The organism is Embleya sp. NPDC001921 (genome assembly GCF_053594475.1).
Genome location: NZ_JBSFEO010000003.1, coordinates 350,915 through 370,713 on the forward strand (window position 1 = coordinate 350,915; position 19,799 = coordinate 370,713).

Here is a 19,799-nt window from a genome sequence, read left to right on the forward strand (position 1 = left end):
CTCGCCCCTCACGTGGGACCGTCCGCTGCGGTCACCGTCACCCGCGCCCACACCCGCTTGCCGACAGGCAACGGCTCCACCCCCCACCGACCCTGGGACAGCGCGTCCACCAGCGTCAGCCCCCGTCCGCCGATGGAACCGGCATCCGGGGGCCGGACCAGCGGCATGACGTCCGACCGGTCCACCACGAAGACCCGCACCAGTCGCGGCCCCATCCGCCGTACGCCGACGCGGATCGTCGGGGTAGCGGTGTGGAGGTGGGCATTCGACACCAACTCGCTGATGACGACGAGCGCCTGGCCGTCGTCGTCGGCGAGCCCCCACGCGGCCAGCTCCGAGGTCAAAAACCGGCGGGCTTCCCAGGCGGATTCCCGCCGGGACGGCAGGCACCTCGTGTAGACCTGGCTGCCAGCGCTCGGGCGGCTGGTCATCGGGGCGGTACTCCTCACCGCAGCGCTCTCCCGAGCAGGTCCCCCGATTCGGCGGACCGTGGCCCGCCTCGACAGCAACCACCGGCGCCTCATCACCCCAACCACCGCAACGGTTCCGTGCGAGAGCGCAGAACGAGCGCGGCCAAGTCGACCGCCGCGCACAACGAGTCGCCGTCACCGGCGACAACCCACCACGGACACCCATCGGTCGCCGGCAGGTACCGGCCGGGCGCCGGCACCCACAGCAGCCCCTGACCCGAGCACAGCCGCGTCCGCGGCTCGCGCCACGTCCGTCCCTCCGCCACAGGCAGCAGCGCCGTGTACGACGACTCGTGCTCGGCCCCCGGGGGGCTGTAGAACACCGGACCGGCCAGGAGCCGCGCCAACGGCTTGACGCACTCTTCCGGTTTCCGCACTCGGAGCGCGACGTGAACCAGCCGGGCCGGGACGACGACGGCCGAGAACACCATCCCCGGGCGCAGCCACGCCGCGCCCGACTCGTACCACTGCACATGTGCCTGCGCCTTCGACGGCGCGGCCGACGACAGCCATGTCCCGAACGCCACCAGACGTGCGGGACGTTCGGCGTTGGGAAGGCGAACACCCGGCGAACGACTCGTCATCGCGCATCACCAGTCGTCAGCGAGGGCGCGGGGTACCGGGCGAGCCGGGTGCCGATGTGCGCGTGCAACTCCCAAAGCTGGGTCAGGGTGACGTCGAAGTCTCGGCCGTCGGGCTCATCCCGATTCACCTGGAGCTGGAGCTGTACGGGCTGTTCCGGGTCGTTGGTCTCCACGACACGAACCGCGGTGAGTCGATCACTCACGAGGGTGCATCCTCCGCGTGTGTGCTCGGCATTGCTCTGCAACTTCCGAGCGGGTCGATGGCCAGTACGTGCTTGTCGAGCTCTCAAACCAGCCAACGCCCGTAGAACCGGCGCAACCGGACATTCCGGCGGACTTTCGGCCGGACTTTTCGCGGACATCGGACCTTGCGGCGCCCGGAGAGTCGCTACCGTTCGTAGTGATTCAGATCACGGAGGTGACGTGGTGCCGGAGCAGACGCCCTTCGAACACGCCTGCAGCGCGCGCGGCTGGGACAAGCCGGCGGACTTTCTGCGGGCCTTCCACACCGCGGCACACCTGCTCGGCGAAGCGGTCACCCTGACGGACCGCCAGTACCGCCGGTGGCGTCAACCCGACCCACCTGCACCCCGGGCACGCGCCTGGCGGACCCTCCACGCCATGTTCGCCGTCTGCCCAAGCGAGATCGGGTTTCCTGGACCACCGCCAGGTGTCACCGTGGGGAGTGCACCACTCCTCGCGCAGAAGGGCACCGGCGTGGACCGACGGGCTTTCCTGGCCGACTCCATCGGCGCAGCCTCCGCTTTGAGCTTGCCCGCCCACGTGGTCCCCCTGAGCCCGGCCGGAGGCACCGGCGCCATCGGCACCACACATCTGCTCGAACTCCGGGACGGCCTTCACGTCCTCTTCCAGCTCGACGCGACGTACGGCGGCAGCGACGTCCGATCCCTGGCCGTCCGCCACCTGAGCCGCGTCCGCCGCATCATCAACACCAGCAAGTATCCGGACACGATCGGCCGTCAACTCCGCCTCCTCTCAGGGGAAGTCGCCGAACACTGCGGCTGGCTGTACTACGACGCCGACAAGCAGGACGACGCGCGACGCTATTGGGGCGAGGCCCTGACGACGGCCTCGATGCTCCGCGACACCAACCTCGAAATCCTGGTCTTCTCCTCCATGAGCCTCCAGGCGTGCCACGAGGGACGACCTCGCGACGGCCTCGACTTGGCCCGGGCCGCTCAGGACCGTGCGACCCGCCTCGGGTCGCCGATCCTCCAATCCCTCATCGCCGCCCGGGAAGCACGCGCCTTGTCGCTGCTGGCCGACGACACATCCGCTCGACGTCGCATGAGCGACGCCCTGCGGCTCGTCGACCGCGACGGGCGCGGGCGCCCCTCGCCCGAGTGGGCCGCGTTCCACGGGCATGCCGAGCTGGACTACGCGCAGGGACTCCTCTACACCGAACTTGGCCACCACCAAGCGGCAACCGCGTTCTTGCGAGCTGCGCTCGCCCATCAGGAGGCCAACTACGGACGCAACCGGGCCCTGTACCGCCTCACTCTGGCCCGGGGCCTGATCGGCGCCGGGGAAGTCGACGAAGGCGCCGCCCAAGCCGTAGCAAGCTTGACCGACCTGGAAGAGGTGGAATCGGCACGCGTCATGCGACGTCTCACCGAGGTGGTCGGCGCGCTGCGCGCCGTCGACGCCGTCTCCGCCCGGGAGGCCACCGACGAATTGGCCGAATACGTGAAAACGAAGGGGGCAGCGTGATGACCGAGGTGACGTACGAGCGATACGAGGGCCAGGAGGCCGCAGGACAGCTCGACGCCTTCCTGCCGGCCTACGAGGAGGTCTACGCCGAACCGCCGTACAGCGAAGGCCCCTCGGACGTAGCCCAGTTCATCGACCACTACCTTTTCCACACGCAGCGGCCGGGCATGCGTCTGATCATCGCCCGCGACGGCGAAGACGTCATCGGGTTCACGTACGGATACCTTCTCCCCCGCGACACCGGGTGGTGGAACAACGTGGACCAGGTCCTCGCGGACGACTTCAAGCGCGAGGACGGCACCCGCACGTGGGTGATCCTCGAACTCGCGGTCCGTGAAAAGTGGCGCCGCCGCGGTATCGCCGCTGCTCTCCACGCCGCGCTACTCGAGGGCCTGCACGTCGAACGGGTGACCCTCACCGTTCGCCCGGAACCGGAGGCGGTCCCGGCGCAGTCCGCGTACGCGTCGTGGGGTTACCGCCCCGTCGGCGTGTCCCACCCGTGGGACGGCGCGCCGTTCTACAACGCCATGGTTCTCGAACTCGCCGACCGGCCCGCCCGAGCCTGACGCCGGCCAACACGGAGCACGTCAGGCCGCATTCACGTCCAACCCATGAATCGAAAAGAACTGGAGCCACTCGCTCACTGCCGCCTGAGCGAGGTCGAGCGCGTCTCGGGTGCCGGTCGTGCCGTCTGGAGCGGTCCACTTGATCGTGAAGCGTGCCGCATTTCGGTCATCAATCCAGGCTTCCGACACCACAGCCGTCGTCTGCCCATGGCGTTGCCTCCAAGTGATGCGAAAGGGCAAACCCTATCCGCGCGTTCGGCCCGGCCGCCCGCACGGCCGGTGCCCGAACGTGCCGCGGCCCGCGGGGTGGTGCCCGCGGGCCGCGGTGCCGGGCGGTGCCGATCGGCGGGAACCGGTCCGTGTCGAGCCGGCCGGCGGCGCCGACCACTGCCGGTCCCTCCGCGAACCGAGAGAAACCGCCGACAAGCCGAGCGCCGCGGCACTGTCCGTCATCGCACCGCCACCTGTTGCCACCGTCAGGCGAGCTCGCACGGTCCGTAGCGGGCGGCCTCCGTGTTCGTGGCGAGCGCCCAGTAGCGGTCGCCGTAGGACCAGTGCCACCACTCCGTGGGGTAGTTGACCAGTCCGGCGGCGGTCAGTGCGGCGCTCAGCACGTCGCGGTTGGCGCGGGCGGTCGCGTCGATGTTCTCGGCGGCGGTGTAGCAGGCGCCGGCGCTGTCCTCGGGACTGGCGTTCATCGGGGTGCCGAGGTCGAGTTCGCGGCCGTCCGGGTCGACCAGCGTCAGGTCGACCGCCGCGCCGGCGCTGTGCGGAGCGATGTCGGGCGGGGAGACGTAGCGGCTGGCCGCGATGTGGATCCGGTCGGCGGACCAGTCGGGATGCGCGGCGCGCAACTCGTCCGAGTACTCCTCGAAGTAGTGCCGTTGCAGTGCCGGCGGCCGGTACCCCTCGACGAACAACAACCGCAGCCCGTCCGGTAGCGCCGCCTGGGCCTTGATCAACCGGTCGAGCACGCCCACCCGCAGGAACGAGAACGTCTCGGCGCGATCCGCCTGGCGCAGGTCCACCGGCAGTGAGCCGTCCAGGCGGACATCGACGAGCGGTTCGTCGCACTCGTGTACGGGGATGGCGGCCACGCGAGGATCGGACATCAAGATGATCTGTTGCATGCGGTGATCATCTCGTGCCGCACCCGGAGCCCTTGCGCGTGGTCCGGTCGTGGCGGGCCCCGGATCGCGCACGTGGTGCCGGGGCGTACTCCGGTCAGACCACGGGCGCGCCGTGCTCGCGCAACAGCCGCAGCAGTTCGACCCGGTTGCCCGGCACCCGTCCCAGCGCGGTGTACCCCTCGTCGTTGCGGATCCCGGTGTCGGCCCCCGCGTCGAGCAACAGTCGGGCGCAGTCCAGGCTTCCCGCGTTGCACGTACGCATCAGCGCCGTCCATCCCGACGTCGAACGGGCGTTCACCGCCGCGCCGTGGTCGAGCAGCAGCCGCACCAGGTCCGCGCGGCCCATCGAAGCCGCCGCGATCAGCGGAGTCCCGCCGTCGAGGAAGCGCGACCTCGGATCCCGCCCCTCGATCTCCGCGTCGGCGGCCAGGAGTTCGCGCACGGCCTCGGGATCGCCTTGCTCGATGGCCACGAACAGCTCGCTCCCGGGCGCGTGCGGATCCCACCCGGCGGGCCCCGGGCTCGACCCCTGCGACTCGGTCGACGACATCCCGACACTCTGCCACATCGGCGCTTCCCCGGATGGGAACCGGCGCTCGATGCTCGGACCGGGAGCCGGGAGCCGGGAGCCGGGAGCCGGGAGCCGGGAGCCGGGGGCGGGGAGCCGGCGCACCCGACTTGACCTCAACTCGACTTGAAGTTCGATAGTGATCCCGGAACCGGCGAACGCGGGCCATCGGAGCCGCGAACGTCCACCATCGAACCCGGGAGCCACCACCATGCGCGCGATCAGACTGCACTCCTTCGGCCCGGCCGGGAACCTGCGCCTCGAAGAGCTGCCCGAGCCGGTGCCGGCCGAGGGGCAGGTGCGCGTGGATGTCCGGGTGAGCGGCGTGCACCTGATCGAGACCAGGCTCCGGCGCGGCATCGCGGTCGGCCCGCACCGCCCGCCCGAGCTGCCGATCACCCCCGGCAGCGAGGTGGCGGGTGTGGTGGGGGCGGTCGGCCCCGGCGTGTCGGCGGACTGGCTGGGCCGGCGGGTCGTCGCGCAACTGGGCGATACGGGCGGGTACGCCGAGCAGGCGCTCGCCGACGAGTCGGCGCTGTACCCGATCCCCGACGCATTGGCCGACGACGTCGCGGTCGCGGCGGTCACCACCGGCACCACGGCGCAGGGTGTACTCGGCGTGGCCCGGTTGACCGAGCGGGACGTGGTGCTGGTGATGTCGGCCGCGGGCGGTCTGGGCAGTCTGTTCGTTCAGGCGGCCGAGGCCGCGGGCGCGCTGGTGGTCGGGGTCGCGGGCGGCGCCGCGAAGGTGGCCCGGGTACGTGCGCTCGGCGCCGACGTCGCGGTGGACTACTCCGCCGCGGACTGGCCCGAGCGGGTGCGGGCGGCGTTGGCGGGCTGCGAGATCGGCGTCGTGTTCGACGGCGTCGGCGGTGCTTCGGGCCGACAGGCGCTGGAACTGCTGGGGCCCGGTGGGCGCTTCCTGATGTACGGCTGGGCGGCCGGCGAGCCGACCGAGATCACCACGCGCGATCTGGTCGAGCGCCAACTGACCGCGACCTGGGCGATCGGCCCGAACATGGTGCCGCCCGGCGGATGGCGCGAGTTGACCACCCGGGCGCTGCACGAGGCGGCCCGGGGGCGGCTGGTCCCGACCATCACCCGCTTCCCGCTCGACCGGGCCGCCGACGCGCACGCCGCGCTGGAGGGTCGGACGGCCGAGGGGAAGGTGGTGTTGACGGTGTAGGCCCTCCGTCGTCGACGCGACGCGCCGTGCGGGGCGCAACCACGTCGGCGGGTCGGGTCCGCGACGCCGGAGGCGACCGTGACGGCGAGGGCGACCACGAGGGTGATCGCGAGGGCGACCACGAGGCGAGGGCGCCCGTGATCGTGACCGCGACGGTTCTCGCGGATCGGCCCGGCGATCGTGCGCCCGGGAGGTCACGGCGGGCACAATGGTGATATGTCCAACGTTGCGCAGGACGATATTTCTTGGCTCGCGACGGTCGACGACCTCGGTGCCGCCGCCGGCGGCGGGTCGGCGGTGCGCACGCCCGCGGATCCCACGGGGCGCGAACTCCCTTCGCGATGGCGGTTGGACTGGGTGACCGGGCCATGGGCGGCGGCCGAACACCGGGCCGCGCCGATCGTCCGGGTCGGACAGCCGGGCGGGTCCGGCCCATCGGCCGAACTCCCGGCCACGCAAGCCGCGCGGTCCGCGCCGACCGCGGCGGACGACCACCGCACGCCGTCGGTGCGCGCGGTGGTCCCCGAGCAGCCGATCGGTGAGCCGCTGATCGGTCACGACGGGCGCGTGGACGCGGTGGCCACCGCGCTGGTCGGTGGCCGCCCGGTCGTGGTCGCGGGCACCGCCGGGTGGGGTGCGACGGTGCGCGTGTTCGACCTCGAACGCGGACACCAGTTGTGCCGGCCGCTGACCGGCCGGACCGCGTGGGTGGGCGCGGCGCGGGCCGTCGTGGCCGGCCGCCCGGTCGCGGTGACCGGCGACGCGGCCGGCGTACGGGTGTGGGACCCGGCCACCGGCCTGCCGGTCGGTGAACCGCTGACCGACTCGGTGTGGGCGGTGGCCACGGCCGTGCTGGACGGACGCCCCGTGGTCGTCGCCGGGACGGAGTCCGGTCGGGACGCCGGCCGCGAGCACGCGGTTCGGGTGTTCGACCTGGCCACCGGGACCGAGTTCGGCGCGCCCCTGGTCGGACACACCTGCGTGGTCACGGGTGTGGCCACGGCCGTCGTCCGAGGCCGTCCGGTCGCCGTCACCGGCGGTTGGGACGCGGCGCGGGTGTGGGACCTGGCCACCCGCGAGCCGATCGGCGAACCCCTGGCCGCGTACGTGTCGGCCGTGGCGACCGGGCTGCTCGACGGCAGGCCGATCGCGGTGGTCGGCGGCGTGAGCGGTGCGACCGAGGAGCGCGGGACGGTACGGGTGTGGGATCTGAGCACCCGCACCCCGATCGGCCCCTGCCTGGTCTTCCCGTTGTCGGTGGACGCCGTCGCGGTGGCCCCGGGCGGCCGGCTGGTGGTCGGTTTCGGCCGTGAACTCGCCGCGCTGCGGTGCGACTGAGCGGCGGATCTCGCGGCGTCACCGTTCGATGCCACCGATGCCCCCCGGCGCCACCGCGCCACCGATGCCGCCGGCGCCGCCGCGCCACCGATGCCGACGCCGACCGGGTCGCCGGCACCGGAACCTGTGTCGGCGTGGACATCGGCGGCGCGTCGCCCCCGCTCAGCGGGTCCCGAACAGGTGATCCATCGCCAACTGGTCCAGTCGTTCGAACGCCATGCCGCGTCGGGCCGCCGCCTCGACGTCGAAGTCCTCGAAGGCCGTGCGGTCCGCGAGCAGGTCGGCCGCGCACTCGCCGGGGCCCAGCGTCGGCTGCGCGAGCCGGTCGGACCGGGCCGCCGCGAGCGCGTCGCGGACCGCCGGATCCGCCCGGAACGCCGCCGCCTTCGCCTTGAGCACCAGGTAGTTGCGCATGCAGGCGGCGGCCGACACCCACACCCCGTCGACGTCCTCGGTGCGCGGCGGCTTGAAGTCGAAGTGGCGCGGCCCCCGGTAGCCCGCCGATTCGAGCAGGTCGACCAGCCAGAACGCGGCGCGCACGTCGCCCGCCCCGAACCGCAGGTCCTGGTCGGACTTGATGCCGGTCTGTCCGTTCAGATCGATGTGGAACAGCTTGCCCGCCCACAGCGCCTGCGCGACGCCGTGCGTGACGTTCAGGCCGGCCATCTGCTCGTGGCCCACCTCCGGATTCACCCCGAACAGGTCGGCGTGTTCGAGCCGTTCGATGAAGGCGAGGGCGTGGCCGATGGTGGGCAGCAGCAGGTCGCCGCGCGGTTCGTTCGGCTTGGGCTCGATCGCGAAGCGCAGGGGGTAGCCCTGGTCGAGCACGTACCCCGCGAGCAGGTCGAACGCCTCCTTCAACCGGTCCAGCGCGGTTCGCACGTCCTTGGCGGCGCCCGACTCCGCGCCCTCCCGGCCGCCCCACGCCACGTACGTCTCGGCACCCAGCTCGACCGCGAGGTCGATGTTGCGCAGGGTCTTGCGCAACGCGTACCGCCGCACGTCACGGTCGTTGGCGGTGAACGCGCCGTCCTTGAACACCGGGTGGGTGAACAGGTTGGTGGTGGCCATCGGGACCTTCATCCCGGTCGCGTCCAACGCCTGGCGGAAGCGCTTGACGTGCGTTTCGCGCGCGGTGTCGGAGCTGCCGAACGGGATCAGGTCGTCGTCGTGGAAGGTCACGCCGTACGCGCCGAGTTCGGCCAGCCGGGAGACCGTCTCGACCGGGTCGAGCGTGGGCCGGGTCGGTTCGCCGAACGGGTCGCGGCCGGGCCAGCCGACGGTCCACAGGCCGAAGGTGAAGCGGTCGTCGGGGGTGGGGGCGAAGGGGTCCTCGGGGATGAAGGGGTCCGTCATGGGTGCCGCTCCCGGATCGGGTCGGATGGTGGCCGAGCACTATTAGTAAACGCGAAAAACAAACTAGTATCGGCCCGGTACGGAAGGGAACCCTCGCCCGTCGACCCGCAGCCCCGCTGCCCGGGTCGATCCGGCCTCGGACACGACACCAGGAGGCGGCATGCGCACACGGCGCGTGGTCATCGGCGTGGACAGTTCCACCCAGGCCACCAAGGCCCTCGCCGTGGACGTCGACACCGGCGAGGTCCTGGCCGCCGGCCGAGCCCCGCACCGGGTGAGCACCGGCGGCGCCCGGGAGAGCGATCCGCTCCGGTGGTGGCGGGCGCTGTCCGCCGCCCTCGCCGCGACCGGCTGGGCCGAGCGCGCGGGAGCCGTGTCGATCGCCGGCCAACAGCACGGCCTGGTCACCCTCGACGCCGCCGGCGACCCGGTCCGGCCCGCCATGTTGTGGAACGACGTACGGGCCGCGCCCCAGGCCGCGGCCTTGGTGGCCGAAACCAGCGCGGACGCCTGGGCCGCGCGGGCCGGCAGCGTACCCACCGCCGCGTTCACCGCCGCCAAGTGGCGCTGGTTCACCGAACACGAACCCGAAGCCGCCGCGCGCGTCGCCGCCGTCCGGCTCCCGCACGACTTCCTCACCGAGCGGCTCACCGGCGCGGCCGTCACCGACCGCGGCGACGCGTCCGGCACGGGGTGGTGGACCCCGACCGGGTACGACACCGAACTGCTCGAACGGATAGGCCTGCCCGTCGAGTTCCTGCCCGCCGTCGCCGACCCCGGCGTGCCGGTCGGCAGCGCGCGGCCCGGAACCGCGCTGCGACCGGGCACCCTGGTTGCCGCCGGCACCGGCGACAACATGGCCGCCGCGCTCGGCCTGGGCCTCACCGCCGGCCTGCCCGTGCTCAGCCTGGGCACCTCGGGCACCGTGTACGCGGTCACCCGGGGCCGCCCCGCCGACCCCACCGGCACGGTGGCCGGCTTCGCCGACGCGCTGAGCGGCTGGCTGCCCCTGGCCTGCACGCTCAACTGCACCGTGGCCGTCGACCGGATCGCCGCGCTGCTCGGCCGCGACCGCGACGCGGTCGAACCCGGCGGTGACACCGTCGTCCTGCCCTACCTCGACGGCGAGCGCACCCCCGACCTGCCGTACGCCGCCGGCCTGATCCACGGCCTGCGCCACGAGACCACCGGCGGCCAACTCCTCCAGGCCGCCTACGACGGCGCCGTGCACTCGCTGCTCACCGCGCTGACCGAGGTGCTGCGCGCGGGCGGCGAATCCGAGGATCCCGCCGTGCCGCTGCTGCTGATCGGCGGCGGGGCTCGGGGCAATGCCTGGCGCGACACCGTACGCCGACTCTCCGGCCGCCCGGTCCGGATCCCGGTCGCCGAGGAGGCGGTCGCGCTGGGTGCCGCCGCCCAGGCCGCCGGGCTGCTCACCGGCGAACCCGCCGACGCGGTGGCGCGCCGGTGGCGTACCGCCGACGGGCCGCTGCTGGAGCCGTTGCCCAGGGACGACGCGGCGATGGAGCGGATCGCGGATACGCTGCGCAACGCCGGGCCCCTGTTCGACGCCGCACCCGGCCGGCCCTGATCGGGAAGAGTCCAGTGCACCGCGCCCATCGATCCACCGACCGGCCCGAGTCGCTGCCGGCCTCGCAGCAGGGCATGCGGCGACAGAACCTCGCCCTGGTGCTGCGCGACGTCGCCGCCCGGGGCCCGCTCTCGCGCGCCGACGTCGCGGCCGGCACCGGACTGACCCGCGCCGCGGTGTCCAGCCTGGTCGAGGAACTGCACGCCGCGGGCCTGGTCGCCGAACTGGGCAGCGCGCCGAGCGGGCGTCCCGGACGGCCCGGCCGGGCGCTGATGGTGGGGGATCGGGGGCCGGCCGGACTGGGCCTGGAGATCGGCGTCGACCACGTCGGCGCGTGCGTGGTCGACCTGCGCGGCGAGGTGCGCGCGTGGGAGCACGCCGCCGCGCCGAACCGCGATCGCCCCGCCGCCGAGACGCTGCCCGCGCTGGCCCGGGTCGCCGCGCGCGCCGCCCGCACCGCCGCCGCGCTCGAACTGCGACCCGCCGCCCTCGTGTTGAGCGTGCCCGGTCTGGTCGGGGCGGTCCCGGGCCGGGTACAGCACGCGCCCAACCTGGGTTGGCGCGCGGAACCCGTGGTGGAGCCGTTGCGCGCGTTGCTGCCGGCCGGCCTGCGCGCGTTGCCGATCACCGTGGAGAACGAGGCCAACCTGGGCGCGCTGGCCGAGCTGTGGCGCGACCCCGCCACGACCGACTTCGTGTATGTGTCGGCCCAGGCCGGGATCGGTGCGGCCGTGGTCGCCGACGGCCGGCTGTTCCGGGGCGCGCGCGGCTTCGCGGGCGAGTTGGGCCACGTCCCGGTGCACCCGGAGGGCCCCGCCTGCGCGTGTGGCGCGCGCGGCTGCCTGGAGCAATACGCGGGCGAGGCGGCCGTGTTCGCGGCGGCCGGCCTCGCACCCACCACCGAGGACCCGATCGCGACCCTGGCCCGGTACGCCGGCGCCGGCCACGCGCCGGTGGTCGCCGCGCTGGACCGGGCCGGCACCGCCCTCGGCACGGCCCTGGCCGGCGCGATCAACCTGCTCGACCCGGCCGGGGTCGTGCTCGGCGGCGCCGCCGCCGAACTGGGGGAGTGGCTGCTGCCGGCGATGCGCCGTGAACTCGCCGCCCGCGTGACGATCCGCCCCTGGGCTCCCGAAGCCCTCACCGCGTCCGCGCTGGCCCGCCGAGCACCCCTCCTGGGGGCCGCCACCACGACCATCCACGCCATCCTCGACAACCCGATCACCCACGCGGCGGGATCCGGCTGACCTCGTCGACCGCGGCCGGCCGGAAGCGGCCGGCCGGCGGATGCGGTTTCTGCCGGGGACGCGAGTCGAACCTCGGCGGTACGCGGGCGGCCGACGCCGCCGCCCGAGCCGAGGGCCGGGCCAAGGCGCTTGCCCTGCTCGCCCCGCTCAGCCGCCGACCGCACGGCGCGGCACCCGGACGCCTCGGCACCCGGACGCCTCGGCACCCGGGCGCCTCGGCACCCGGACGCGCCGGCACCCGGCCCTTCGCGCGTGGGGCCGGGTGCCGAGCGGTCGGCCGCTATGCGCCGCGCCACACCGGGGCGCGCTTTTCCGCGAAGGCGCGGGCGCCCTCCAGGGCATCGGCCGAGCGAAAGACCGAGTCGGTGGCCTCGCGCTGGAAGGCGAAGCCGTCCGGGTCGTTCCAGCCGGCCGACTTCGCGACCACACGTTTGCTCGCGGCCACCGCGAGCGGGCCGTTCGCGGCGATCCGAGCGGCCAGGCCCAGCGCGTCCGAGAGCGCCTCGCCGGGTTCGGTCAGCCGGTTGACCAGGCCGAACCGGTGCACGGTCGCGGCGTCGACCGGATCGCCGGTGAGCGCGATCTCCATCGCGATCTGGTATGGCAACGTCCTGGGCAGCCGCAGCACACCGCCGCCCGCCGCGACCAGCCCGCGCTTGACCTCGGGCAACCCGAAGACCGCGTCCCGGGCGGCCACGACCAGGTCGGCGGCGAGTACGAGTTCGAACCCGCCGGCGAGCGCGTACCCCTCCACCGCCGCGATCAACGGCTTCGTCGGCGGCCGTTCGGTCAGCCCCGCGAAGCCCCGTCCCGGCAGCACGGGCATCTCGCCGCGCGCGAACGCCTTGAGGTCCATCCCGGCGCAGAACGTGCCGCCCGCCCCGGTCAGCACGATCACCGAGATGTCGGATCGCGCCTCGACCTCGTCGATCGCCGCGGCCATCAGCCGGGTCACCTCCACATCGACCGCGTTGCGGGCCTGCGGCCGGTTGAGGGTGAGCACCGCGACCCCGTCACGGTAGGCGGTCAGGAGGCTGTCACTCATGGAACCTGCCTTCGAGGAGGGGAAGTCGACCGATCGCCGAGCCTGTTCCGCGGCCACCGGACCGGTGGCCGCCGGATTCGGTGATCGCCGGGATCGGCGATCACCCGGGTCCCGATCACGAGTCCCGATCACGGGTTCCGATCACGGGTTCCGATCACGGGTTCCGATCACCGGATCCGCAGCACCAGCTTTCCCGTGTTCGCGCCGGAGAACAGCCGCAACAACGTCTGCGGAAACGCCGTCACGTCGCCCTCGACCAGGTCCTCGCGCGAGCGCAACCGCCCGTCCGCGAGCCACCCGGCCAATTCCGCCGTCGCCTCGGCGTAGCGGTCCGCGTAGTCGAACACCACCATGCCGGTCATCGACGCCCGATTCACCAGCAGGGAGAGGTAGTTCGCCGGGCCGGGACCCTGCTCGGTGTTGTTGTACTGCGAGATCGCGCCGCAGATCACCACCCGCGCGCCGCGCGCCAGCCGGGTCAGCGCGGCGTCCAGGATCTCGCCGCCGACGTTGTCGAAGTACACGTCGACACCGTCCGGGCAGTGCTTGCGCAGCGCGGCCTTGACATCCTCGCTCTTGTAGTCGACGGCCGCGTCGAAGCCGAACTCCTCGACCAGCAGACGGCACTTGTCCGCGCCGCCCGCGATGCCCACGGTCCGGCAGCCCTTGAGCCGGGCGAGTTGGCCGACCACGCTGCCCACCGCGCCCGCCGCGCCGGACACCAGCACGGTCTGGCCCGGCTGCGGGTCACCGATGTCGAACAAGCCGAAGTACGCGGTCAGTCCGGTGATCCCGAGCGCGCCCAGATAGGTCGACAACGGCGCCGCCGCCGGATCCACTCGGCGTACGCCGCGCCCGTCCGAGTCCGCGTACTCCTGCACGCCGAACTGACCGTACACGTGTTCCCCGACCGCGAAGTCCGGGTGTCGCGAGGCGATGACGCGGCCGACCGCGCCGGCTCGCATCACCTCGCCGATGCCCACCGGCGGGATGTAGGAGCGCACGTCGTTCATCCAGCCGCGCATCGCCGGGTCGAGCGAGATGTGCGAGATCTCCACCAACAGCCGGCCGTCGGCAGGCTCGGTCACCGGTTCGCCGACCAGGTTCCAGTCGGTGGGCTTGGGCAGCCCGAACGGGCGGGCGGCCAACCGGATCTGCCGGTTGATCAGGTCGGCGGGCAAGGGCCCGCCGGCGGGCGTGGTCATAGGGAACGCAACTCCTTCTTCATGATCTTGCCGGAGGGGCCCTTGGGCAGTTCGTCGAGGATCCGCACCACCCGCGGATACTTGTACGCGGCCATGCGGTCCTTGCAGAACGCGACGATCTCGTCCGGGTCCGCCGCCTCGCCCGCGCGCAGCGCCACGACCGCGACCACCTCCTCGCCGAGCCGCTCGTCCGGCTTGCCGACCACGGCCGCCTCGGCGATCGCAGGGTGGGTGTACAGGACTTCCTCCACCTCACGCGGGTAGACGTTGTAACCGCCCCGGATCACCAGGTCCTTCTTGCGGTCCACGACGAACAGGAAGCCGTCCTTGTCGAGGTAGCCGAGGTCGCCGGTGTGGAACCAGCCGTTGCGAAAGGCCTCGGCGGTGGCCTCCGGGTCGTCGCGGTAGCGGGTGATGATGTTGTGCCCACGCAGCAGGATCTCGCCCACGTGCTCGGCACCGGGCGGCAGCGGCAGGTCGTCCGGGTCGGCCACGCGCAGTTCGACACCCCAGATCGGCTTGCCCACGGACAACACCCGGCGGTCGTCGGCGCGGTTGAAGGTCGCCGTGCTCGCGCTCTCGGAAAGGCCGTAGCCCTCCAGGATCACGATCCCGAACGCCTCCTCGAACTCGCGGATCACCTCGCCGGGCATCGACGCCCCACCCGAACTGCCCACCCGCAGCCGGGACAGGTCGCGCCCGGTGCGATCCGCGGCCAGCAACGCGACATACATCGTGGGCACGCCCACGATCACGCTCACCCCGTCCCGGGCCATCTGGTCGAGCACGCTCTGCGCCTCGAAGCGCAGTACCAGCGACAGCGTCCCGCCGTAGCGCACGCACACGTTCAGCACACCGGACAGGCCGTACACGTGGAACAGCGGCAACGCGCCGATCGAGACGTCACCGGGGAAGAGGCCGAACAGGTCACCCGAGACGGTGCAGTTCTGGTAGAGCTGGAAATGGCTCAGCTCGGCGCCCTTGGGTCGCCCCGTGGTGCCGCTCGTGTACAGCAGCACGGCCGTGTCGTCGCTCGACGTCGGCTCGATGTCGCCGCGGAGCAACTCGGCCCGGTCCGGCGGCCCGTCGGGCAGCAGCAGGGCGAACGCGAGGGTGTCCTGCGGCACCGGTCCGCCCTCGACCATGTTGACGGTGTACACCGTGGTGCCCGGTACGGCGGCGGCCGCGCCCAGTGCCTCGGCGGCGAACACGTCGAAGGCGATCAGGGTGCGGGCACCGGAGTCGGTGAGGTGGTAGGCGATCTCGGTCGCCTTCAGCAGCGGGTTCAGCGGCATCAGCGTGACGCCCGCCTTGAGCGCGCCGAAGTAGGCCACCACGAACTCGGGGACGTTGGGCAGCGATATCGCCAGCACGTCGCCGCGGCCCAGTCCGTTCGCACGCAGCCCTCGGGCGAACCGACTGCTGAGGTCGTCGAGTTCGCGGTAGGTGACCGGGGCGCCCTGGTGGATCAGACACGCCGTGTCCGGGGTCGCGAGGCGGGACTCGCGGAGCATGACGGCGAGGTTGAAACTCACGCGTGATCCTTTACTGATCGAGGTGCCGGGGGTGGCCGGACGTCGGGGGACGCCCGGCCGGGGACGGGTCCGCGGGATGTCCCGGGTCCCGCTGCCGCGGCCGGTGCCGATGCCGGGCGGACGGCGCCCGACATCGGCCTGGCACTACGGGACGACCAGGGAGAGCGTGTCCGCGACGCACGCGGGCTTGGCGACGCCCTCGATCTCGATGGTGTGCCGCACCGTCAGCCGCACGCCCTGCGCGGTCTCGACCACGTCGATCAGCACGGCGTGGTCGCGCACCCGAGCGCCGGCCGGGACCGGGGCCGGGAAACGCACCTTGTCCGACCCGTAGTTGACGCCCATCCGCACACCCCGCACGGTGAACAGGTCGGCGGCCAGGGTCGGGATCAGCGACAACGTCAGGTAGCCGTGTGCGATGGTGCCGCCGAACGGACCCGCCTTGGCCCGCTCGACGTCCACGTGGATCCACTGGTGGTCGCCGGTGGCCTCGGCGAACGTGTCGATGCGGTCCTGATCGACGGTCAGCCAGTCGCTGGTGCCGAGTGGTTCGCCCTTGGCCGCGAACACCTCGGTGACGTTCTCGAAGACGCGCATGATGCTCCTTCGTGGTGGCGGCGGCTCCGGGCGGGTCGCCGCCGAGCCGGGTCAGGCGGGCAGATCGACCAGGTGCGCCAGGGTCGCGCGGTGCCGGTCGGGGGTGCCGAACGCGAGCGCGTCGGCCTTGGCGCGCTTGAGGTACAGGTGCGGGTGGTGTTCCCAGGTGAAGCCGATGCCGCCGTGCAGTTGCACGCACTCCTCCGCGGCGCGCACCGCGATCTCCGAGCAGTGCGCCTGCGCGACGGCCACCGCGACGGCGGTGTCCGGGTCGTCGACGGCCACGCACGCCGCGGCGTAGCGGGCCACCGCGCGCGCTTGGGTGATCGACACCCACAACGCGGCGAGGCGGTGCTTGGGTCCCTGGAACGAGCCGACCGGGCGGCCGAACTGGTTGCGGGTCTTGAGGTAGGCGACGGTGCTCTCCAGGCAGAACTCGGCGATGCCGAGCTGTTCGGAGGCCAACAGCGCCGCCCCGGTGCCGATCGCGGCCGCCACCGCCGCCTCGGCCCGCTCACCGCGCGCCAGCGGCACCCCGGTCGCGCCGGTGAACACGACGTCGGTCAGCGGCCGGGTCAGGTCGAGCGAGACGACCGGGCGGCGGTCCACGCCGACCTGATCGGTGTCGACCGCGTACAGCCCGGGCCCGTCCGCGCCGCCGGCCGCGACGACCAGGACATCGGCGGTGCCGGCGTCGACGACCGAGGTCGCCATACCGGTCAGGGAGTTGCCGTCGGCCCGCACTCCGTCGGGGAACGGGGCACCGGGGGCCGTGGCGAAGGAGACCGCCAGGGTCGCGCTGCGCCGGCCGCCGGCCAGGTCGGTGAGGAGCGTTCCGGCCTCCACCGCGCGCAGCGCGGCGGTCGCGAGCACCGCACTGCCCAGGAACGGGGTCGGTGCGACCGTGCGGCCCAACTCCTCCAGCACCACGGCGGTTTCCCGCCAGGTGGCGCCGCTGCCGCCGTGCTCTTCGGCGACGGCCAGCCCGGCCGCGCCGATCTGCTCGGTGAGCACCCGCCACAACTTCGGGTCGTACGGCTCGTTCGTCTCGATCCGGGCGAGCAGCGCGGCCAGCGTCACCCGCTCGGTGAGCAGGTCGCGGACTCCGGAGCGCAGTTGGTTCTCGTCCTCGGTGTGCACGAGGTGCTCGACGACACTCATCGGGGCAGGTCCTTCCACGCGACGTCCTTGTCCACCCGAGGCTCCGCCGGCAGGCCCAGGACGCGCTCGGCGACGACGTTGAGCAGGATCTCCGAGGTGCCGCCCTCGATCGAGTTGCCCTTGGCGCGCAGGTAGCGGTAGCCGGGCGAGCGGGTGGTGAAGTCCACCGACGCCGGCCGGCGCATGGTCCACTCGTCGTGCCGCAGGCCCTCCTCGGCCAGCAACTCCACTTCCAGGCCGGAGATCTCCTGGTTGAGTCGGGCGAACGCGAGCTTGGCCGCCGACCCTTCGGGGCCGGGCTCGCCGGCCGCCAGTTGCAGGCGCAGTCGTGCCGAGGTCAGGCGGGCCGCCTCGGCCTCCACCCACAGCCGCAGCAGGCGGTCGTGCAACCCGGCGGTGCGCAGTTCCGGGCGTGCGCGCCAGGTGTCCGCGACGATGCCGATCATGCCGCCCTCGCGCGGTGCGGCGCCGCCGCCGATGGCCACCCGTTCGTTCATCAGCGTGGTGCGCGCCACGCTCCAGCCGTCGCCGACGTCGCCGAGGCGGTGCGCGTCGGGAATGCGCACGCCGGTGAGGAAGACCTCGTTGAACTCGGCTTCGCCGGTGGCCTGGCGCAGCGGACGCACCTCGACGCCGGGAGCGGTCATGTCGCAGACGAAGTAGGTCATGCCCCGGTGCTTGGGCAGTTCGGGGTGGGTGCGGGTGACCAGGATCGCCCAGCGCGCCTCGTGGGCCATCGACGTCCACACCTTCTGGCCGTCCACCACCCATTCGTCGCCGTCGGGCACGGCGCGGGTGCCCAGCGCGGCGAGGTCGGAGCCGGCCCCCGGTTCGCTGAAGAGCTGGCACCACACCTCCTCCCCGGTCCACAACGGCCGCAGCCAGCGCGCGCGTTGGGTCTCGGTGCCGTACGCGAGCACGGTCGGCGCGGCCATCCCGAGCCCGATGCCGATCCGGCCCGGGTCGTTGGACGGCGCGCCGGCGGCGGCGAATCGCGCGTCCACGGCCGGTTGCAGCGCCCTCGGCGCGTCCAGGCCACCGAGGCCGACCGGGTAGTGCACCCAGGCCAGCCCGGCGTCGAACCGGGCCCGCAGGTAGCCGAGCGCGTCGTCGGTGTCCGGATGGGCGGCGATGAACTCGCCCACCCGCTCGTCGAGTTCGGCGGCGGTCAGCACAGCGGGCCGCCCGCCACGTAGATCACCTGGCCGGACACGAAGCCCGCGCCCTCGCTCACCAGGAACGCGATGGTGTTCGCGACGTCCTCGGGCCGGCCGACCCGGCGAACCGGGATCTGCTCGGCCGCGGCCTGCTGGAAGGCCTCGAACTCCATGCCGACCCGGGCCGCGGTCGCGGCGGTCATGTCGGTGACGATGAAGCCGGGTGCCACCGCGTTCGCGGTCACGCCGAACTTGCCCAGCTCGAACGCCAGCGTCTTGGTGAAGCCCTGGAGGCCCGCCTTGGCCGCCGAGTAGTTCGCCTGGCCCCGGTTGCCCAGCGCGGACGAACTGGAGAGGTTGACGATCCGGCCGTAGCCCGCCGAGGTCATGTGCGCCTGGACCGCGCGGCTCATCAGGAACGCGCCGCGCAGGTGTACGTCGATGACCGTGTCCCAGTCGCCGTCGGACATCTTGAACAGCAGGTTGTCGCGGATCACACCCGCGTTGTTGACGAGCACGGTCGGCGCGCCGAGCAGGTCGGCCACGCGCGCCACCGCGGCGTCGACCTGCTCGCCGACGGTGACGTCCGCGCCGACCGCGAGCGCGCTGCCGCCGGCCGCGACGATCGCGGCCACGGTGTCCGCGCAGGCGGCCTCGTCCAGGTCGAGCACGGCCACGGCCATGCCCTCGGCGGCGAGCCGGCGCGCGGTGGCGGCGCCGATGCCCCGGGCGGCACCGGTCACGATGGCCACGCGCGGTGCGGTCGCGTCCGCGGTCGAGGTCGCGGGAGTGTTCTCGGTCATGGGTGGGGGATCCTCCGGGTCGTCGCGGGTCACGAGGTCGGCCGGCGAATGCCACGCACCGCCGTCCCGAGATGCGACCCGCGCGTCCGGTCGTGAGGTGCCGACCGGTCGGTATGCACATGCATCGGAAGCGGAGGAGCGGGAATCACGCTGCGCCTGTCACGGTACCGACCGGTCGGTATCAAGGCTAGAGCGCAACGCGAACTCGTTCGGGTGGGTCGTGGGGCGGATGTGGCCGGGTGCGCCCGCGTGGGAGGGCGGGTCGTACTCGCACGGGCGGCCGAACGCGCCCGAAAGGGAAGGTTCTCGTGTGCGCGGGAGGGGCCGTCGTGGGCTGCGGGAAGGGGCCGCCGTGTCCGCGCGGAGAGCGCCCGTCGTACCGCACGGAGGCCTGCGACGATGCGCGGGAGGGCCCGGCGGCGGCGCGTGGCGGCCACCGACGGCGGTTCCTTCGCGGCCGGCGGCTGAATCGGCTGCGTCACCGAGGACGTGTCGATGCCGAGGTCGGCGAGGTCGGGCAGGGTCACGC

At 73.0% G+C, this 19,799-nt stretch carries 19 protein-coding genes; 6 read left to right on the top strand and 13 right to left on the bottom strand.

Annotation, left to right across the window (positions count from 1 at the left end; translation table 11 throughout):
• Nucleotides 1-8: 8 nt before the first annotated feature.
• The 3 genes from ACWCPW_RS05060 to ACWCPW_RS05070 form a co-directional block, all read right to left on the bottom strand.
• Entirely contained in the window at nucleotides 9-431 is a 423-nt protein-coding gene (locus ACWCPW_RS05060) for an ATP-binding protein (RefSeq protein ID WP_449760190.1), read from the bottom strand.
• Nucleotides 432-523: 92 nt separating this feature from the next.
• Nucleotides 524-1,054 (bottom strand): hypothetical protein, encoded by a 531-nt coding sequence (locus tag ACWCPW_RS05065; protein ID WP_449760191.1) that lies wholly within the window; start codon nucleotides 1,052-1,054, stop codon nucleotides 524-526.
• Nucleotides 1,051-1,257, bottom strand: a complete 207-nt coding sequence (locus ACWCPW_RS05070) for a hypothetical protein (RefSeq protein WP_449760192.1) — start codon at nucleotides 1,255-1,257, stop codon at nucleotides 1,051-1,053. The genes ACWCPW_RS05065 and ACWCPW_RS05070 overlap by 4 nt, the downstream gene beginning before the upstream one ends.
• Nucleotides 1,258-1,477: 220 nt before the next feature.
• On the opposite strand from ACWCPW_RS05070, the gene ACWCPW_RS05075 reads away from it, so the two are divergent.
• Together ACWCPW_RS05075 and ACWCPW_RS05080 are read left to right on the top strand one after the other, a co-directional pair.
• Entirely contained in the window at nucleotides 1,478-2,785 is a 1,308-nt protein-coding gene (locus ACWCPW_RS05075) for a hypothetical protein (RefSeq protein WP_449760193.1), read from the top strand.
• Nucleotides 2,785-3,351 (top strand): GNAT family N-acetyltransferase, encoded by a 567-nt coding sequence (locus ACWCPW_RS05080; protein WP_402231211.1) that lies wholly within the window; start codon nucleotides 2,785-2,787, stop codon nucleotides 3,349-3,351. Before ACWCPW_RS05075 ends, ACWCPW_RS05080 begins: the two co-directional genes overlap by 1 nt.
• 476 nt (nucleotides 3,352-3,827) lie before the next feature.
• On the opposite strand, the gene ACWCPW_RS05085 is transcribed toward ACWCPW_RS05080, so the two are convergent.
• Nucleotides 3,828-4,481, bottom strand: coding sequence for a M15 family metallopeptidase (locus ACWCPW_RS05085; protein WP_449760194.1), 654 nt, complete (start codon nucleotides 4,479-4,481; stop codon nucleotides 3,828-3,830).
• 94 nt (nucleotides 4,482-4,575) lie between these two features.
• The gene (locus ACWCPW_RS05090) at nucleotides 4,576-5,031 is read right to left on the bottom strand and encodes an ankyrin repeat domain-containing protein (RefSeq protein ID WP_449760195.1); all 456 of its coding nucleotides are present in this window, start codon (nucleotides 5,029-5,031) and stop codon (nucleotides 4,576-4,578) included.
• 229 nt (nucleotides 5,032-5,260) lie between these two features.
• On the opposite strand from ACWCPW_RS05090, the gene ACWCPW_RS05095 reads away from it, so the two are divergent.
• Both ACWCPW_RS05095 and ACWCPW_RS05100 read left to right on the top strand, forming a co-directional pair.
• Nucleotides 5,261-6,235 (top strand): zinc-binding dehydrogenase, encoded by a 975-nt coding sequence (locus ACWCPW_RS05095; RefSeq protein ID WP_449760196.1) that lies wholly within the window; start codon nucleotides 5,261-5,263, stop codon nucleotides 6,233-6,235.
• A 216-nt stretch (nucleotides 6,236-6,451) separates the two neighbouring features.
• Nucleotides 6,452-7,573: a hypothetical protein gene (locus ACWCPW_RS05100; protein WP_449760197.1), complete on the top strand. Its 1,122-nt coding sequence runs from the start codon at nucleotides 6,452-6,454 to the stop codon at nucleotides 7,571-7,573.
• 162 nt (nucleotides 7,574-7,735) lie between these two features.
• Here the strand turns inward: ACWCPW_RS05100 and xylA are convergent, their stop codons facing one another.
• Nucleotides 7,736-8,929, bottom strand: a complete 1,194-nt coding sequence (gene xylA / locus ACWCPW_RS05105) for a xylose isomerase (RefSeq protein WP_449760198.1) — start codon at nucleotides 8,927-8,929, stop codon at nucleotides 7,736-7,738.
• A gap of 160 nt (nucleotides 8,930-9,089) precedes the next feature.
• On the opposite strand from xylA, the gene xylB reads away from it, so the two are divergent.
• Nucleotides 9,090-10,520 carry a xylulokinase gene (gene xylB, locus ACWCPW_RS05110; RefSeq protein ID WP_449760199.1) on the top strand — a complete coding sequence of 477 codons (1,431 nt, stop codon included), beginning with the start codon at nucleotides 9,090-9,092 and terminating at the stop codon, nucleotides 10,518-10,520.
• Nucleotides 10,521-10,594: 74 nt separating this feature from the next.
• A complete protein-coding gene (locus ACWCPW_RS05115) occupies nucleotides 10,595-11,767 on the top strand; it encodes an ROK family transcriptional regulator (protein ID WP_449760222.1) in 1,173 nt (390 codons plus the stop codon).
• 280 nt (nucleotides 11,768-12,047) lie between these two features.
• Here the strand turns inward: ACWCPW_RS05115 and ACWCPW_RS05120 are convergent, their stop codons facing one another.
• From ACWCPW_RS05120 to ACWCPW_RS05150, 7 genes are all read right to left on the bottom strand, one after another.
• Nucleotides 12,048-12,812 (bottom strand): crotonase/enoyl-CoA hydratase family protein, encoded by a 765-nt coding sequence (locus ACWCPW_RS05120; RefSeq protein ID WP_449760200.1) that lies wholly within the window; start codon nucleotides 12,810-12,812, stop codon nucleotides 12,048-12,050.
• A 167-nt stretch (nucleotides 12,813-12,979) separates the two neighbouring features.
• Nucleotides 12,980-14,017: an NADP-dependent oxidoreductase gene (locus ACWCPW_RS05125; protein WP_449760201.1), complete on the bottom strand. Its 1,038-nt coding sequence runs from the start codon at nucleotides 14,015-14,017 to the stop codon at nucleotides 12,980-12,982.
• A complete protein-coding gene (locus ACWCPW_RS05130; protein ID WP_449760202.1) occupies nucleotides 14,014-15,552 on the bottom strand; it encodes a long-chain-fatty-acid--CoA ligase in 1,539 nt (512 codons plus the stop codon). The genes ACWCPW_RS05125 and ACWCPW_RS05130 overlap by 4 nt, the downstream gene beginning before the upstream one ends.
• 144 nt (nucleotides 15,553-15,696) lie before the next feature.
• The gene (locus ACWCPW_RS05135) at nucleotides 15,697-16,149 is read right to left on the bottom strand and encodes a MaoC family dehydratase (protein WP_449760203.1); all 453 of its coding nucleotides are present in this window, start codon (nucleotides 16,147-16,149) and stop codon (nucleotides 15,697-15,699) included.
• Between the two features lie 51 nt (nucleotides 16,150-16,200).
• Complete coding sequence (locus ACWCPW_RS05140; protein ID WP_449760204.1) at nucleotides 16,201-17,310, bottom strand: acyl-CoA dehydrogenase family protein; 1,110 nt, start codon at nucleotides 17,308-17,310, stop codon at nucleotides 16,201-16,203.
• A complete protein-coding gene (locus tag ACWCPW_RS05145; RefSeq protein WP_449760205.1) occupies nucleotides 17,307-18,485 on the bottom strand; it encodes an acyl-CoA dehydrogenase family protein in 1,179 nt (392 codons plus the stop codon). Before ACWCPW_RS05145 ends, ACWCPW_RS05140 begins: the two co-directional genes overlap by 4 nt.
• A complete protein-coding gene (locus ACWCPW_RS05150; RefSeq protein WP_449760206.1) occupies nucleotides 18,479-19,270 on the bottom strand; it encodes an SDR family oxidoreductase in 792 nt (263 codons plus the stop codon). Before ACWCPW_RS05150 ends, ACWCPW_RS05145 begins: the two co-directional genes overlap by 7 nt.
• Nucleotides 19,271-19,799 lie beyond the last annotated feature (529 nt).